The 16,860-nt window shown below is 41.8% G+C and carries 14 protein-coding genes; 3 read left to right on the forward strand and 11 right to left on the reverse strand.

Annotated elements, in window-relative coordinates; translation table 11 throughout:
- Window positions 1–6: 6 nt before the first annotated feature.
- Together B7E06_RS11235 and B7E06_RS11240 are read left to right on the forward strand one after the other, a co-directional pair.
- Window positions 7–1,014, forward strand: coding sequence for an LLM class flavin-dependent oxidoreductase (locus B7E06_RS11235; RefSeq protein WP_082234072.1), 1,008 nt, complete (start codon window positions 7–9; stop codon window positions 1,012–1,014).
- Window positions 1,015–1,033: 19 nt separating this feature from the next.
- A complete protein-coding gene (locus B7E06_RS11240; RefSeq protein ID WP_082234073.1) occupies window positions 1,034–1,900 on the forward strand; it encodes a CvfB family protein in 867 nt (288 codons plus the stop codon).
- Between the two features lie 110 nt (window positions 1,901–2,010).
- Here B7E06_RS11240 and B7E06_RS11245 read toward each other — a convergent pair whose 3' ends face one another.
- From B7E06_RS11245 to B7E06_RS11255, 3 genes are all read right to left on the reverse strand, one after another.
- The gene (locus tag B7E06_RS11245; RefSeq protein ID WP_082234074.1) at window positions 2,011–2,556 is read right to left on the reverse strand and encodes a YiiX/YebB-like N1pC/P60 family cysteine hydrolase; all 546 of its coding nucleotides are present in this window, start codon (window positions 2,554–2,556) and stop codon (window positions 2,011–2,013) included.
- A gap of 1,157 nt (window positions 2,557–3,713) precedes the next feature.
- Entirely contained in the window at window positions 3,714–4,874 is a 1,161-nt protein-coding gene (locus tag B7E06_RS11250; protein ID WP_082234075.1) for a glycosyltransferase family 4 protein, read from the reverse strand.
- 13 nt (window positions 4,875–4,887) lie between these two features.
- Entirely contained in the window at window positions 4,888–6,036 is a 1,149-nt protein-coding gene (locus tag B7E06_RS11255; RefSeq protein ID WP_082234076.1) for an NAD-dependent epimerase/dehydratase family protein, read from the reverse strand.
- Window positions 6,037–6,344: 308 nt separating this feature from the next.
- On the opposite strand from B7E06_RS11255, the gene B7E06_RS11260 reads away from it, so the two are divergent.
- Complete coding sequence (locus B7E06_RS11260; RefSeq protein ID WP_082234077.1) at window positions 6,345–8,300, forward strand: AMP-binding protein; 1,956 nt, start codon at window positions 6,345–6,347, stop codon at window positions 8,298–8,300.
- A gap of 107 nt (window positions 8,301–8,407) precedes the next feature.
- Here the strand turns inward: B7E06_RS11260 and B7E06_RS11265 are convergent, their stop codons facing one another.
- The 8 genes from B7E06_RS11265 to B7E06_RS11300 form a co-directional block, all read right to left on the reverse strand.
- On the reverse strand, window positions 8,408–9,934 hold the full coding sequence (locus tag B7E06_RS11265; RefSeq protein WP_082234078.1) for an acyl-CoA carboxylase subunit beta: 1,527 nt from the start codon (window positions 9,932–9,934) through the stop codon (window positions 8,408–8,410).
- A 14-nt stretch (window positions 9,935–9,948) separates the two neighbouring features.
- Window positions 9,949–10,725, reverse strand: a complete 777-nt coding sequence (locus B7E06_RS11270) for an enoyl-CoA hydratase (RefSeq protein ID WP_082234079.1) — start codon at window positions 10,723–10,725, stop codon at window positions 9,949–9,951.
- 7 nt (window positions 10,726–10,732) lie between these two features.
- Complete coding sequence (locus tag B7E06_RS11275) at window positions 10,733–11,638, reverse strand: hydroxymethylglutaryl-CoA lyase (protein WP_082234080.1); 906 nt, start codon at window positions 11,636–11,638, stop codon at window positions 10,733–10,735.
- Window positions 11,639–11,654: 16 nt separating this feature from the next.
- Window positions 11,655–11,867, reverse strand: coding sequence for an acetyl-CoA carboxylase biotin carboxyl carrier protein subunit (locus B7E06_RS11280; protein ID WP_082234081.1), 213 nt, complete (start codon window positions 11,865–11,867; stop codon window positions 11,655–11,657).
- 12 nt (window positions 11,868–11,879) lie between these two features.
- On the reverse strand, window positions 11,880–13,235 hold the full coding sequence (locus B7E06_RS11285) for an acetyl-CoA carboxylase biotin carboxylase subunit (protein ID WP_082234082.1): 1,356 nt from the start codon (window positions 13,233–13,235) through the stop codon (window positions 11,880–11,882).
- A gap of 13 nt (window positions 13,236–13,248) precedes the next feature.
- Entirely contained in the window at window positions 13,249–14,889 is a 1,641-nt protein-coding gene (locus B7E06_RS11290) for an AMP-binding protein (protein WP_082234083.1), read from the reverse strand.
- A gap of 19 nt (window positions 14,890–14,908) precedes the next feature.
- A complete protein-coding gene (locus B7E06_RS11295) occupies window positions 14,909–16,051 on the reverse strand; it encodes an acyl-CoA dehydrogenase (RefSeq protein ID WP_082234084.1) in 1,143 nt (380 codons plus the stop codon).
- A 75-nt stretch (window positions 16,052–16,126) separates the two neighbouring features.
- Complete coding sequence (locus tag B7E06_RS11300; RefSeq protein WP_082234085.1) at window positions 16,127–16,753, reverse strand: TetR/AcrR family transcriptional regulator; 627 nt, start codon at window positions 16,751–16,753, stop codon at window positions 16,127–16,129.
- Between the last annotated feature and the right edge of the window lie 107 nt (window positions 16,754–16,860).

Consider the following 16,860-nt stretch of genomic DNA (forward strand, 5'->3'; position numbering starts at 1 on the left):
ATTAAAGTGAAATTAAGTGTACTTGATCAAAGCCCGATATCAAAAGGAAGCACGGCCGAGCTAGCCTTAAGAAACACACTTGAGCTGGCACAGTTTACAGAAAGGCTCGGATTTCACCGTTACTGGGTGGCTGAGCATCATAATACAAATGGATTAGCAAGCAGTTCTCCTGAGCTTTTAATCGCAAGGATAGCCTCCGTTACGACACGTATCAAAGTCGGTTCAGGAGGGGTGCTACTGCCGCAGTACAGTCCGCTTAAAGTCGCCGAAAACTTTAAAATGCTGGAGGCTATGTTCCCTGGACGAATTGATTTAGGTCTTGGACGTTCACCAGGCGGAGGAAAAAGAACGCGAGCTGCCTTAACAGACGGCTGTAATAAACCGCTGAGCTCTTTTTCCCGCCAGGTTAAAGAAGTTAAACAGTTTTTGACAGGAAGTATTCCTAAAGAACATGATTATTTTGGTGTAGCTGCTAAACCTGAGACACCTGCAAATCCAGATGTTTGGATTCTAGGTTTAACGGAAAGAGGAGCACGTCATGCCGCCATTAACTCTACTGGATTTACGTTTGGTCATTTTATCAACCCTGAGTATGCGGAAGATGCACTAACAGCTTATCGCGAAAAGTTTAAACCTTCGGATGGGTTAAAAAAACCCCTTGTTAACGTTTGTATTTTCATCGTTTGTGGAGAAACTGATGAAGCAGCAGAAGAATTGGCCATAAGCCAGGATATGTGGCTTCTTCAGGCAGCCAAAGGACTGGATACAAGAGTTCTATCCGTTGAAGAAGTAAAAGAGCGAGGGTTTACTGATGAACAGCTTACAGAAGTTAAGAAAAACAGAAAAAGGTGCCTGATTGGCAGTCCGGCTACAGTATATAAAGGGCTAAAAGAATTAGAGGAAAAGTATGGAACAGATGAGTTTCTCGTAATAACAAATATTTATTCACATGAAGAAAAACTTACTTCCTATCAGCTGCTTGCAAACTATGTAAAAGAGCAGGAAAGTAAATAATTAAGAAAGTTGGAGATTAATGAACAAAAGTGTAATTGGCAGTATTCGAAAGGTTAAAGTTACGAAGAAAAAAACTGACGGCTTTATTGTTGCGGATGAAAATGAAGAATATTTTCTGCCTCATGATCTTACAGAAGAAGAAAATTTTGACCAGGACCAGGAAATTGATGTATTTATTTATGAAAACCGCGACAAGAAGATCGTCGCCACCACTACAATTCCAGAAATTACGCTCGAATCATATGGCTGGGCTGAAGTGGAAGAAGTCGTTCCTCATTTAGGTGCTTTTGTTAATATTGGCCTTGATAAAGCGTTCCTCGTTTCAAAAGACCACATGCCTAGTTTAAAGAGCGTTTGGCCAAAGGAAGGGGATGCCCTGTTCGTTAGTCTGGAAAAGGACAAGAAAGGGAGAATTTTTGCTGAGCCCATTACAGAAGGAGAAGTTCAGGAAGATATAATCTCAGCTCCTTCTTCTATGCTGCACCAGGAAGTCATTGCACGTGTTTATCGATCAACAAAAGCAGGTTCTTTTATTTTGACAGGGGAAGGGTACCGTGGGTTTATACACCCTAATGAGAGAATAGAAGAACCAAGGCTTGGTGAACAGGTCGAAGGCAGAGTAATCGACGTAAAAGAAGACGGGACGATAAATATCAGTTTAAGACCTTTAAAGCAGGAAGCAATGGGGGAAGATGCTGTGAACATATACAATTATCTTATTGAAAATGACGGCATTATGAATTTTACGGATAAAAGTGATCCAGACGAGATCCGCGAGACTTTTCAAATTAGTAAAGCTGCTTTTAAACGGGCCATCGGCAGACTTTTAAAAGAGAAAAAAATCATTCAGGAAAACGGCCAAACAAGAATCAACCATAATGATTAAACGTTCTTTCTTCAAACTTAGTAGCAACTCCGAAGTCAAAACAAAAAAACACAATAAAAAATCAAAAGTCCTATAAAACAGAAGTCCGCCTTATACAAGAGGGCGGGCTTTCACTTTTTCACTAAATACTTTCTGTCTTTTAACAGTTGTGGATGAATCGCCCGACTGATCTTTGGAAGACTTCCAAGGTTAATGCCAGCTCCATAAAAGTAAGCCTGCCATACAAGCTTAGAACAATATTGCTCTACACTCAGAGAGTGAAGGGGGGTGAAAACACGGTACGGACTTTTATATTGCTTTGTCCAATAACTATCTGCATACCTCGCTGCTTTTACTCCATGTGAAGGATCCTTGGAAGAGTAAATGGATACTCGACGAAACTTTTGAAAATATTTTTCAATGCAATCTTTAATTATGCCAGAAGGGACCGAATGAATAACCTCATTTTTTTCTGTGACGATTCCAACATGGCCTACGTATTTGGACTCACTTTTTCCGATAGGTGAGAACAGTAGATCTCCGGGGGTAATGGAAATATTTGAATTTGGATAAGTCATATACTCATCACTCTTAACAGGGGCGACCACCTTTTTAGGTCGCATAAAAAAAGCAGTAAACCCGGCCGCAGCCGCCGAAAGAAGTATAAAACGTTTCATTACGCGCTCATCCTTTTTATGTAGTCGTCTTATTTAAAATAGAAGTGGTGCTGTATACAAGTTATCAAAAATGCCCCTTGAATAACAGGAATTAGTTTATACTGAGCCTGTATTGAAAAAAATAAATAGCCTGCCATTATATGCAGCGATTTGGAGAGATCTCATCGTTTAAGAAACGATGAGTAAATTTTTACATAGGATGATAATCTACACAGCTAATATAGCAGCAGTTTCATTGGCGATGGATTATTTTGTTGCTGAGAACTTATGATCTATAAAATCTGAATATATTTGAGACCAGACTAAATTATATATTTTACGGATGTAGCAGCAAATTCATTTGTAATGAATTACAGAGATCTGTATGATAATTAAGATATTTCGAAATGAGATAGGGGGTTAAAAACGTTTTAAATTAAAATTAATTTCTTAGTTTACATAATATATATTATAGGAAGTCATGATTACAATTTAAATTATGTCTCATTTACTAAGTATACTTATGATAGTGAGACATAATTAATTTTAATCCATGATTTTTTAAATGCCTTAACTTTATCTCATTTAATTACTTCTATAATTATTTATAAATCTTAACTATGCTATTCAATTTTTATCAAGTATATTTTTTCAACTATACTCCTGTCCTTTCATTTTTAATTTGTAATAGGACTTTTTGCATTTTATTGTTTTGTTTTTATGTTATCAGTTGGAGTTGCTACTATCTATTAAGTGCGATTATAAATTTAATTTGTCGCCAATAGGATCATTTTTAAAATATTAATTGCGAATTTTCTTTCCAGCCAGTTTTCTCCACAAATTTGCACATTTAGTATTATCCTTAGTCCTATTATCCTAAGAACATTTACAATTTATTGGTTTTTTTATTATTTAATACGGAGTTGCTACTATGTATTAAGCGCAATTATATTGGCATCATAGCTCCACTATTCTTCTATGTAGTCTAAACACCACTATTGGCAGCCTGGTTTATTTTCTTCCTTGCTGATCCGGCTTTTCTCGTGTATTTCTTTCACCAGCTGCTTAAAAGGCTTGTTTCTCTCGCCTGACTGTTGCTTTTTTTTTATTTTATAAGTTCGGAGTTGCTACTAAGTTTAAAGTAGGAACAAAAATAAAAATTAAAGCCACAGATATTCTTACTCTGTGGCTTTAACTCGGGATTTAGCTGATTTAGATGGACTTTCCTGATAGATCTTAAGAGTTTCATAATAATACTCTAAAATTTGTTGTGAAGGTTTTTGCCAGCTGTATTTTTCAGCTTCTTTTCTGGCATTTTCGCATAGATCCTTATACAAATCTTTATCTTCCAGTCTGTTTATTGCGGTAATCATGCTGTCTGTATCTTCGTTCTCAAACAACAATCCCGTCTTTCCATCTTCAACCTGTTCCATAGTTGGTCCACTTTTTGCTGCGATGACCGGTAAACCAGATGCCATAGCTTCGAGTATAACAAGTCCCAGCGTTTCGGTAACGGATGGGAATATTAAAGCATCAGACGAAGCAAAAGCCTGAGCCAGTTCTTCTCCATGAAGAAGCCCTGTAAATGTCGTTTTGGTGCCGGAGAAGGTCTTTTCAAGCGATTCTCTTTCCGGTCCATCACCTACAATTGCAAGTGAGATGTCATTTCTGGCATTAAGTAAGGATTTCAGTTTATGAATCTCTTTCTCTGCAGCCAGTCTTCCAACAAACACTAATAGTTTATTGGAAGGTTCTCCACCAGATAAACGGTTGCGCATATCTTCGTTCCTGTGATGAGGATGGTAATGATCAATCGCTACCCCTCTGTCCCATACATGCACATTATGGAACTTCTTCTCACTTAATTCTTTCTGAACTGCTTTAGAAGTACATAGATTTAAATGTGCAAAGTTATGCAGCTTTTTAAAATACCACCAGCAAGCAGACATAAGTGGATATAGCCTGTAATACTCAAAATATTTTGGTACATGGGTATGATAGGAAGCAATTAGAGGATAACCTAATTTATCCGCGTAATAAACTCCAGCGACTCCGACTATGGCCGGATTCACCACATGGACCAAATCAGGATTGTGTTTCTCAAGCAGTGTTTTCACTTTTTTTTGCGGAAGTGAAAACTGCTTGTACCTGTAAAACGGCATAGTCGTAGCTTTGACACCTTCAACAATCGCACCTTCATATTCTTTTACACCCAGGTCCGGAGCTATTACGACAACCTCATGCTCTTGTTTCCTGAGATATTTAATGGCTTCTTTTAGTCTTGTTACTACTCCGTCTGTTGATGGCAGAAAAGTTTCTGTAATAATGGCGATTTTCAAGGCGATAAACTCCTTACTTCCAAGTAATAGATGGCAGCACGTTTTCCTTAATAATCCGGTCTTTGTTTTCTACAGCTACTTTCAAGATATCACGGATAACGTCATCTGTTAACAAATGAGGCTCCAACCCAAGATCACGAAGCTTCGTATTTTTCGCATGATAGTAATGATCTTCATTTTCAATACGAGGATTCTCAATTTTCTTAACTTCTGTACTGAAGCCTTCTTCCCTGGCAATTTTTTGAACTCTTTCAGCCAGCTGATTTACTGAGAACCATTCGGTAAACTGGTTAAACACACGGAATTCCCCGCGGTCTGCCGGGTTTTCTGCTGCAATTTCCACACAGCGAACCGTATCCTCAATATTTAAGAAAGCTCTTGTCTGGCCGCCGGATCCGTAAACCGTAATGTCATGCCCGATTGCCGCCTGGTTGACGAAACGGTTGAGTGCTGTACCAAAAACACCGTCATAATCGACACGGTTGAACAACACGGGATCAAGCTGAGTATCTTTCGTATGTAACCCATAAACGATCCCCTGGTTCAAGTCTGTGGCACGGATACCCCAGATCTTGCATGCAAACATAATATTATGAGAGTCATGTACTTTTGATAAATGATAAAAAGAACCCGGCTGTTTAGGATATGGAAGTGTATCCTTACGGCCATTATGTTCAATTTCAATATAACCTTCTTCGATATCAATATTAGGTGTACCATACTCTCCCATTGTACCGAGCTTGATAAGGTGGCAGTCAGGGGCCATTTCTTTAATGGCGTACAGCACATTAAGATTGCCTATTACATTATTTGACTGAGTATAAACGGCATGCTCTCTATCAATCATTGAATATGGAGCCGAACGCTGCTCAGCAAAGTGCACAAATGCTTCAGGTTCTGTCTGACGGAATACTTCACGAAGAAAATCGTAGTGATTTAAATCTCCAATAAATGTTTTTATTTCTTTTCCTGTCAGCTCTTTCCATTTAGCTACCCGCTCTTCTAAAGAAGCGATCGGCGTAACGGAATTTGAGTGCAATTCTTCATCAATTTTTCTTCTCGCTAAATTATCTACAATTGAGACATCGTGTCCCTGCTTTGATAAATGGAGTGCCGTTGGCCATCCGCAGAAACCGTCTCCCCCTGCTACTATAATTCTCATAGTCTACCTCCTAGTTACATGTAAGCATTTTTACCCCATAGATAGAATAACATTATTTTTTCTCTAATAGGTAGTAAAAACAAGCAAAGCCCTTCTGCTTGCTTATACGGTGTTGACTTTACCATTATTGAAAGGAAAACTCAATTATGGTGGGGATAAAAATACACCTAACTTACATACCCTTAACATTCTAAGTTTAACCCTTATTGATTAATTTCTCTCTCTACTTGTTTATCATCTGCTGCAAATTCAGTTATACTATAATTAGCATTATTTTGAATATTAAAAGTCTTTAAGGAGGATGTTACATGAGTACATATGAAATCGCCTGGACTCCCGATGACAAAATGAAAGAAAGCACGAGACTTTATCAATGGATGAAAAAACATGGCTATGAAAACTACGATGAATTTCACAATAAATCAATCGAAGATATTGAATGGCTCTGGGATGAGGCCTGCTCTGTATTGGGGATAGAATGGTATAAACCTTACGAACAAGTCATCGATCTTTCCCGCGGCCCTCTTTATCCTAAGTGGTTCAGCGGCGCTGAAATAAACGTTGCTCACAACGCTCTTGATAAGTGGGCGGATCATAAAGATACGATGAATAAAACGGCTTTATACTGGGAGGGAGATAACGGGGACAAAACCTCCCTTACCTTTAAAAATCTGCAGAAAAAAGTAAACGCTTTCTCGAACGGTTTAGAGGAGCATGGTGTGACTAAAGGAGATATCGTTACACTATTTATGCCGATGCTTCCTGAAACTCTCATATCTATGCTCGCTATCGCAAAAATCGGCGCCGTCGCCTGTCCTACATTTTCCGGGTACAAAGCTGATGCAATTGCCACTCGTCTTGAAGCCTCCCGATCAAAAGTATTGATAACAGCCGATGGATTTTACCGCCGCGGCAAAACAGTGCCCATGAAGCAGGAGGCCGATCTTGCTGCTGATCGCAGCGAATACCTGCAACATATGATTGTCGTCGAGCGTACAGGCGATAAAAAAGACTGGAACTCAAAAAGAGATATCAGTTTTGAAAAGCTGTTAAACAGCTCCTCTGATTATAAATCGAAGCATACGAAAGCTGATGATCCTTGTATGCTGATTTATACTTCCGGAACGACCGGGAAGCCGAAAGGAGTACTTCATTCACATGCTGGTTTCCCGATTAAAGCAGCTTTCGATGCCGGGATTTGTATGGATTTACATCAGGAAGATACTCTCTTCTGGTATACCGATATGGGATGGATGATGGGGCCTTTTCTTGTATACGGCGGACTGTTAAACGGCTCCTCCATCGTCATGTTCGAAGGTACACCGGATTATCCTAATCCTGACCGGCTGTGGCAGATGGTTGATGAATACAAGGTGACCCACCTCGGAATTTCGCCGACTCTCGTAAGATCAATGATGAAATACGGCGAAGAATGGATAAACAAACATGATTTATCTTCATTAAGGCTATTTGGGTCTACAGGTGAACCGTGGAACCCTGAGCCGTGGAACTGGCTGTTTAAAAAGGTTGGGCAGTCGAAAGTTCCGATTTTCAATTATTCCGGCGGCACTGAAATATCGGGAGGTATCTTTGGCAATGTCCTCGTCAAACCTATTCAGCCTGTAACGTTTAATGCGGCGCTCCCGGGAATGGATGCTGATGTATTTGATGATAAGGGGACTCCCTTAAGGAACGAAGTAGGAGAACTCGTCATAAAACAGCCATGGGTAGGAATGACAAATGGCTTCTTCGAAGATAAGGAGAGGTATGAGGATACTTACTGGTCACGTTTTGAAAATACCTGGGTCCACGGTGACTGGGTCATTGCTGATGATGAGGGATACTATACAATTACAGGGCGTTCGGATGATGTTCTGAATGTTGCCGGAAAGCGCCTTGGCCCTGCTGAAGTCGAGTCTTTACTCGTCGGCCATGAAGCAGTTGTTGAGGCAGGAGTAATTGGGGTCCCTCACCATATTAAAGGAGAAGAGCCCGTAGCTTTCATCGTATTAAAGCAGGAGACGAGTGAACAGCTGATGGATGAAATTCGTGAGTTCTTAGCACAGAAGCTTGGTAAAGCTCTGGCGCCTAAGCGCATCTTTTCCGTCTCGGATCTTCCAAAAACGAGAAATGCCAAAGTGATGCGCCGTGCCATCAAGTCTGCTTTTTTAAACGAACCTGCCGGCGACTTAAGTGCACTTGAAAACCCGGAAACCGTAGAAGAAATTCGCAGTATCGGTCAATCCCAAGCGCTGCAGAACTAAAACTTTTTGTTAGAACTGCTGTGATTCACCTTTTTTATAAATTTCCACGCTATCTAAATTAATAAGCCTGGAGGGAAATCTCCCTCCAGGCTTATTAATTATTTACTTTACACAGGATAAACGCCATGCTTTCTTTCAGTGAATTTCACATTCTTCGATTGATACGCTTCAAATCTTCTCACAAGCTGACTTCTTAAATGCTCAGGCTGAACAATATCATCAATGACCATTTCAGACGCTAACCTGTATAAATCAATATTCTCTTTATATTCTTCCTGCTTCTCTTTAATAAAAGCCGGACGCTCAGATTCATCAAGCGCAGCAATTTTGTTCGCATAAACAGCGTTGACAGCCGCTTCCGGTCCCATTACCGCGATCTGCGCTGTTGGCAGAGCTATACAGGCATCCGGTTCAAACGCCGGTCCTGCCATCGCGTAAAGACCGGCTCCATATGCCTTTCTAACGATCACAGATATCTTTGGAACGGTTGCTTCACTCATTGCAGAGAGCATCTTCGCCCCGTGCCTGATAATACCCGCTCGTTCCACCCTTGTACCAATCATGAACCCTGGTATATCAACGAGGAAGAGCAGCGGAATGTTAAAGGCATCACACAGCTGCATAAACTTAGCTGCTTTATCAGCCGAATCCGGAAACAGAACTCCCCCTTTAGCCCGTGGCTGGTTAGCAATAATACCAACAACTCGCCCATCGATCCTTGAAAGACCTGTAATTAATTCAGGTGCAAATTTCTTTTTGATTTCACAAAAACTGCCTTCATCAATCAGTCTGTCAATTAACTGGTACATATCAAAGGGAGCATTTTGATTTTTAGGAATCAGTTCAGAAATATCTTTTTCAAATTCTGGCGGCAGTTTGGCTTCTTCTCGTTTTGGCAGGTGACGGTAGTTGGATGGAAAATAACTTAAGTATTTACGGGCAAAATCAATCGCTTCTTTTTCATCAGCAGCAAGCACATCTCCACACCCGGATACGGAACAGTGCATGGAGGCACCACCCATTTCCTCCAAGCTTACTTTCTCCCCAATAACTTTTTCCGCCATTCGAGGAGATCCCAGGTACATGGAAGCATTGCCATCCACCATAACGACAATATCACAGAAAGCCGGGATATAGGCCCCTCCCGCTGCTGATGGTCCAAATAACAAACAGACTTGAGGCACACGGCCGGATAACTTAATCTGGTTATGGAAAATCCGTCCGGCCCCTCGGCGGTTAGGGAACATTTCCACCTGATCGGTAATTCGTGCTCCCGCTGAATCTACGAGATAAAGCATAGGCAGTTCAAGCCTCATGGCTGTTTCCTGAATTCGTATGATTTTCTCAACGGTTCTCGCCCCCCAGGAACCAGCTTTTACCGTCGAATCATTCGCCATCACACATACTTGTTCACCATTAATTTTGCCAATACCCGTTACAACTCCATCGGCAGGCAGGGAGTCCTCCATGTTATTAGCAAAAAAAGCATCCTCTATATTTAAATCATCATCAAAGAGAAGCTCAAGCCTTTCCCGGACAAACATCTTCCCTTTCTTCCGGTTGCTTTCATGGTATTTCTCCGCACCCCCTGAAGCTATTTTTTCTTTTTTAGTCTGCAGCGTTTCATCCAGCATAATAGTCCTCCTTTTTATTCCCCTTTATAATTCGGGGAACGCTTTTCTTTAAATGCCTGCAGCCCTTCGATCCGGTCATTTGTTGGAATCGTAAATTTGTAGCATTCATGTTCAAATGCAAGGCCGGATAGAAGGTTCATTTGAAGACCGTTATTAATCGCCTGTTTTGCTTGTTTTAAAGCGATCGGACCGTTGCCTGCCATCTGTTTCGCTAAAGCAATGGTTTCTTCTTCTAACTGATCAGAGCTGTATATATTTTCTACAAGTGCAAGACGCAGAGCTTCTTCGCCCGATACCGGCTTTCCTGTGAAAATTAACCGCTTTGCCTGTCCCGGACCGATTAACCGGGGAAGACGCTGAGTTCCCCCTGCGCCCGGAATAATAGCTAAAGAGGTTTCCGTAAGACCTGCTTTAGCATGGTCACCCATTACTCTGATGTCACATGCTAAAGCAAGCTCAAGACCTCCGCCATAAGCAGCACCGTTCATCATGGCAATGACAGGAATCGGCAGCTGTTCAATTTTTAAAATTGTTTCCCCTATCTTTTTTACAGCCGCCACGACTTCTTTTTCTGTCATACCGGCGCGTTCTTTTAAATCTGCTCCAGCACAGAAGGCTTTTTTGCCTGCACCTGTTAAGATCACCACCCGGGCTTCTGACTCCTTGATTTCTTCTGTTTTGGACTGAAGTTCTTCAAGCAGATCCTGTGATAAGCTGTTGGCTGCCTCCTCGCGGTTAAGTGTAAGTATCGCAATATAATCTTCTAAGTAATCGAGTGTCACTAATGACATAAAAGACCTATCCTCCCCGATTTAATATTTGCATTTGATGACTTGGAAGCTCTTTGCCAAGAGCCTTTTGAATAAAAAGAGCCGCTTCTTTCAGCTTTTCTTCATTCAGTCCAGTTTTAATGCCCATGCCATGAAGCATGTGAACGAGATCATCAGTGGCCAAGTTGCCTGAAGCTCCTTGAGCATATGGGCAGCCCCCAAGACCTCCAAGCGCACTATCATATGTCGTAATGCCGTGCTGTAAGGAAACAAGCACATTGGCCAGTGCCATTCCCTGTGTATTATGAAAATGCATCGCTATTTTATCTTTACTTATGTTCTCTAATACTTTTTGGAGCACTTCATCGACCTGTCGGGGGTTCGCTACACCAATCGTATCTCCAAGTGATAGCTCGTCTACTCCCATATCGAGAAGACGACGGGAGATGGTGATCACATTTTCTGCAGGGATGTCCCCGGCATAAGGACAGCCGAATACTGTCGATAAATAACCGCGCACTCTCATCCCCTGCTGCTTAGCTTTTTGGACTACTTCCTCTAAGACAGGAAATGTTTCATCAATGGTTTTGTTAATGTTTTTTTTGTTATGGGTTTCACTTGCTGACATAAAAACAGCCGCTTCATCGACTTTTGTTTCAATTGCTGCTTCCAGTCCTTTTGCATTAGGAACGAGAGCAGCATACATAATACCAGGTTTACGTTTAATGTGCCCGGCGACTTCCCGGGCATCTTTTAATTGCGGAATCCATTTAGGATGAACAAACGAACTGAATTCAATCGACTGAAAACCTGCTTCAGACAGCATATCGATCCAATGGATCTTATCTTCGGTCGCTACTTGAATGGCTTCATTTTGAAGTCCATCCCTCGGCCCCACTTCCTTAATGGTGACGGCTGACGGCCAGTTATTCATACATATCCGCTCCTCATTATTCAATGATTGCGATCGTATCTCCTTCATTTACAAAGTCTCCCTCAGAGACTTTAAGCTCTTTAATAGTCCCGCTTTTTTCAGCTGGAATGGGAATTTCCATTTTCATAGATTCCAAGATAACAATGTCATCTCCGTCATTAACACTGTCCCCCTGGCTAACAACAATTTTCCATACACTTCCTGCCATAGATGCTTTTACTTCGTTCATTTCATTTCCTCCTTATTGGTTCGTAACAGTTGGGATATAGTAATCTGGTACAAATGAAGTCGTTGTATCACCTGCTATAAATTTTTCATGGGTAACGACTCGCTTTAGCATGGTTATATTTGATTTAATGCCTTCGATTTCATATTGATGAAGAGCTTTTGTCATGTGTTCTATAGCTTCTTCACGGCTAGGCGCATGAACGACCAGCTTTGCTATCATTGGGTCATAAAACGGGGTGACCTGCGAATTTTTATGGACGGCAAGCTCATGGCGAATACCTTTACCTTCTGGAAGCTTAAGCTTTGTCAGCTGACCCGGAGAAGGATAAAACGTGTTGGGATCTTCGGCATAAATTCTCGCTTCTATCGCATGGCCGTTTATTGAAAGGTCTTCTTGTGTAAAGGAAAGCTTTTCTCCGTGTGCCACCCTCAGCTGCTGTTCCACTAAATCGATCCCTGTAATTTCCTCGGTCACCGGGTGTTCGACTTGAAGCCTTGTATTCATTTCCAGGAAGTAGAAGTTTTCTTTCTCATCTACTAAGAATTCCATCGTGCCGGCGTTTACATAATTAAGCGCATTCACCGCCTTTAAAGCAGCTTCTCCCATCTTTTTCCTTGTTTCTTCTGAAAGGAACGGAGACGGAGCCTCTTCAATAACTTTCTGATGACGCCGCTGAATCGAGCACTCTCTCTCAAACAGATAGACAGCATTCCCATGTTCATCGGCAAGCACCTGGATTTCAATATGGCGCGGGTTTACAATTAGCTTTTCAATGAACATATCGCCGTTTCCAAAAAACGTCTTTGCACGTTTTTGATTGCCTTCAAAGGCTTTTTCTAATTCTTCCGCAGTAGAAACGGCCTGCATGCCAATCCCGCCGCCGCCTGCCGCGGCTTTGAGCATCACCGGATAACCAAAGGTTTCAGCTTTCTCTTTGGCCGCCTCTACATCAGCCATCGATTCCATCGTTCCTGGAACAACAGGTACTCCTGCCTTTTCCATATGTTTTCTTGCCGCAATTTTATCACCCATTGTAGAAATGACCTCTGCGGACGGGCCGATGAAAGTAAGGCCAGACTCTCTTACTTTCTCTGCAAATCCACCATGTTCACTCAACAGGCCGTACCCTGGATGAATGGCCTCAGCGCCTGAATCTTTAGCGGCTTTAAGAATTTTTTCAATGTTTAAATACGATTCATTTACACGCGGTTTACCGATTAAATAGCTTTCATCCGCTTCTTTTACAAAAGGAGCGTCCTGATCCGCTTCTGAATAAACGGCTACCGATTGGATATTCATCTTTTTACAAGTGCGGATGATACGGGATGCGATTTCCCCCCGGTTGGCGATTAAAACTTTAGAAAACATACATATAGCCCCCTTATTGATTCGTTTCCACCTGTTCGATCGCTTCTTCTTTCAGCCTGAATTTTTGTATTTTGCCGCTCGCCGTCATTGGGTATTCATCAATAAAGCGGATATAGCGCGGGATTTTATGTTTTGAAATCTTTCCATCACAAAACTCCCGAATATCTTGTGGAGAGACCTCTGTTCCTTCCTTCTTGATGATGAAAGCGACGATTTCTTCCCCCAGTTTTTTATCAGGGACCCCTACCACCTGCACATCAAGGACGCCGGGGTGCTGATAAAGGAATTCTTCAATTTCCCTCGGATAGACATTCTCTCCGCCCCGAATAATCATGTCTTTCATCCGTCCGGTAATTTCTACATATCCATTCTCATCCATAACAGCAATGTCTCCTGTATGAAGCCATCCTTCTGAATCAATTGCCGTTTGGGTGGCTTCTTCATTTTTATAATACCCTTGCATGACGAGATATCCTCTTGTGCAAAGCTCTCCAGGAATGCCAGGAGGGTTTTCTTCCCCTGTGGCCGGTTCAATGACTTTTACTTCCACATTGGGGTGGGCTCTTCCGACACTTCTTACACGCAGTTCTACTGGATCATCCGTCTTTGTCTGGGTAATAACCGGCGAAGATTCGGTCTGACCATAAGCTATCGTGATTTCTTCTATCCCCATTTTATTCATCACATCTTTCATCACTTCCATCGGACAGATTGATCCTGCCATAATCCCTGTTCTAAGAGTTGTCGGACGGTTTTCCTCAAAGCTCGGATCATTCATTTCGGCAATAAACATGGTCGGTACTCCATGAAGAGCGGTGCACGCTTCTTCTTTCACTGCGCGCAGTACTTTCTCAGGATGAAACTGTTCTAACACGACCATTGTGGCTCCTTTAGATACTGAAGCGATCGTTCCCATTACACAGCCGAAGCAGTGGAAAAAAGGAACGGGAATACAGAGACGATCCTCTTCTGTAAGCTTAATGCACTCGGCAACCTGTTTTCCGTTGTTCACGATATTATTGTGACTCAGCATCACGCCTTTAGGAAAGCCAGTAGTTCCTGAAGTGTACTGCATATTGATCACTTCACTGGCATCGAGGGATTGAAGACGCTCTTTCAGCTTTTGGTCATTGACATTTTTTCCGGCTTTCTGTACATCGTTCCATGAATAGCAGCCCGGGTAGTCTTTTTCGCTTAATATAATGACGTTCTTAAGGTTAGGCAGCTTTTCACTCTGTAAATCACCTTTTTCAGAGTATTCCAGTTCGGGACAGATTTCTTTTAGGATATCAATATAAGATACGCCTCTAAAATCCTCCGCTAAAATTAACGTAGAGGCATCCGACTGCTTTAGCAGATACTCAAGCTCCTGTGCCCGGTAATTTGTGTTTACCGTAACAAGGACGCCTCCCATTTTCCCACTGGCAAATTGAGAAATGAGCCATTCCGGCTTATTATCAGACCAAATGGCCATATGGCCCCCTTTTTCAATACCTAAGGCCATAAAACCTTTGGCTGCTTCATCCACCATCTGGTTAAACTCTCTGTAGGTTTTTCTAAGGTTATGTTCCGGGTAAACCATTGCTTCATGATCAGGAAGCTGCTGTGCCTGTTTCTCTAACAATTCACCTATCGTTACATGTAATAGACTCATCCTATTCCTCCTTTACCTATTAGCACCCAAGCTGACGGGCAATAACCATGCGCTGAATTTCAGAAGTTCCTTCCCCTATTTCAAGAAGCTTAGCATCCCGCAGGAAACGTTCCACTTCATATTCCCTCATATAGCCGTAGCCGCCGTGAATTTGAATGGCCTGGTTCGCGCTTCGAAAAGCCGTTTCAGAGGCATAAAGCTTAGCAAACGCCGCTTCTTTTGAAAAAGGTTTGCCCTGATCCTTTAGCCATGCCGCTTTAAAAACCATGTTTCTCGCAAGCTCTACCTCCATCGCGATATCCGCAAGTTTAAACTGAATCGCCTGGAATTTAGATATCGGCTGACCAAACTGTTTTCTTTCTTTCGCATAAGCAAGTGCTTTATCTAAAGAAGCCTGGGCAATCCCTAGAGCCAGAGCAGCGATCGAGATCCTCCCGCCGTCTAATGTATAAAGAAACTGCTTAAATCCGCCATTTGGGTCTCCTAATACATTTTCTTTAGGAATTTCAACATCTTCTAAAATAATTTCTGACGTATTTGAGCCCCGGACTCCCATCTTTTCGTAAGGACTGGTTATCCTCATTCCCGGTGTATCTTTTGGCACGATAAAGGCCGAAATGATGTTTTTCCCATCCTCACGTTTGCCGCTGACTGCCGTTACCGTAATCGAACGTGCGTATTCGGCATTCGTAATCCAGCATTTCTCACCATTTATTACATATTGATCCCCTTTTAGTTCCGCGCGGGTCTGAGTTCCCCCGGCATCCGAACCTGCGTTCGGTTCCGTCAATCCAAAGGAAGCTAATCCTTCTCCTTTTGCTAAAGGGACGAGGTATTTCTGCTTTTGTTCCTCAGTACCAAAGTAGTAAATCGGGCTTGCGCCAAGTGAAACAGCTGCCGCGTAACTCAGTCCTGTAGAACCACACACCTTTCCAATTTCCTCTACAGCAAGAGCATATGTCAGGGTATCACCGCCAGAGCCGCCATATTCTTCAGGAAAAGGAATACCGAGAAGGCCAAGTTTGCCCATTTCATCAAATATATCCTTTGGAAACTCTGCCTTTTCATCAATTTCAACCGCCCGCGGGCGGATAACTCCGTCGGCAAAATCCCGGACCATTTTTTTCGTCATTTCCTGTTCTTTCGTTAATTCAAAATTCATTCATACTCCTCCTTTCAAATGAGACCGACTGGTTGGTCTGTTCAAGACAAAAATAAAAGTTGCAAGCGCTTACTTTCAGTTGTAAAAAAAAGGAGCTTTCAGCATCTTCCCCTGATAGTAATCTTCATCCTCAGTGATTAGCAGCGAATGAAGAACAAGATCGATAAATACGTCGGCTATTTCATCAATCGAGAATTCACCATGCGGATCGTACCATTTGTAAATCCAGTTAACCATTCCAAGTATACTCATCGTTCCAAGGATCGGTGGAACTTCTTTACGGAAATGTCCAGCCTTCTGGCCATCTTCAATCACTTGAAGCACCATTTGCTTGAATTCATCGCGTTTTTCTTTAATCTGCTTTTCATAAGCTGGTTTTAAATACTTGCTTTCCTGATAAAACACAGAAATGTGAGGTTTATAAAGATCAAAAACTTTAATAAACGACCTTATGATCGCCTGGATTTGATTCACGGGTGAAGAATGAGTCGCAATGGCGTCTTTTGCTTCCTTTGATACGTATGTAATGAATGAATCATGAATGACAAAAAGAAGCTCTTCTTTGGAGTAAAAATAGTGATAAAATCCTCCTTTTGAAGTGTTAGACGCCTCCACAATCTGTTTGACCGTTACCCCGTGAAAGCCGTGTTGTTCAAATAACGTCAGTGAAGTATTAATAATTTTTTCCCGAAGATTATTCATACACCATCCCCTCGAAATTACTGAATATACATTCATCTTATCATAATTTTCATAAAATACAATCGAATAAAAAAGACTTCCCTTAGGAAGGGAAGCCTTATATTCTA

Origin of the sequence: Halobacillus massiliensis, assembly GCF_900166625.1 — a bacterium.
Classification (GTDB): Bacteria; Bacillota; Bacilli; order Bacillales; family Halobacillaceae; genus Halobacillus_A; species Halobacillus_A massiliensis.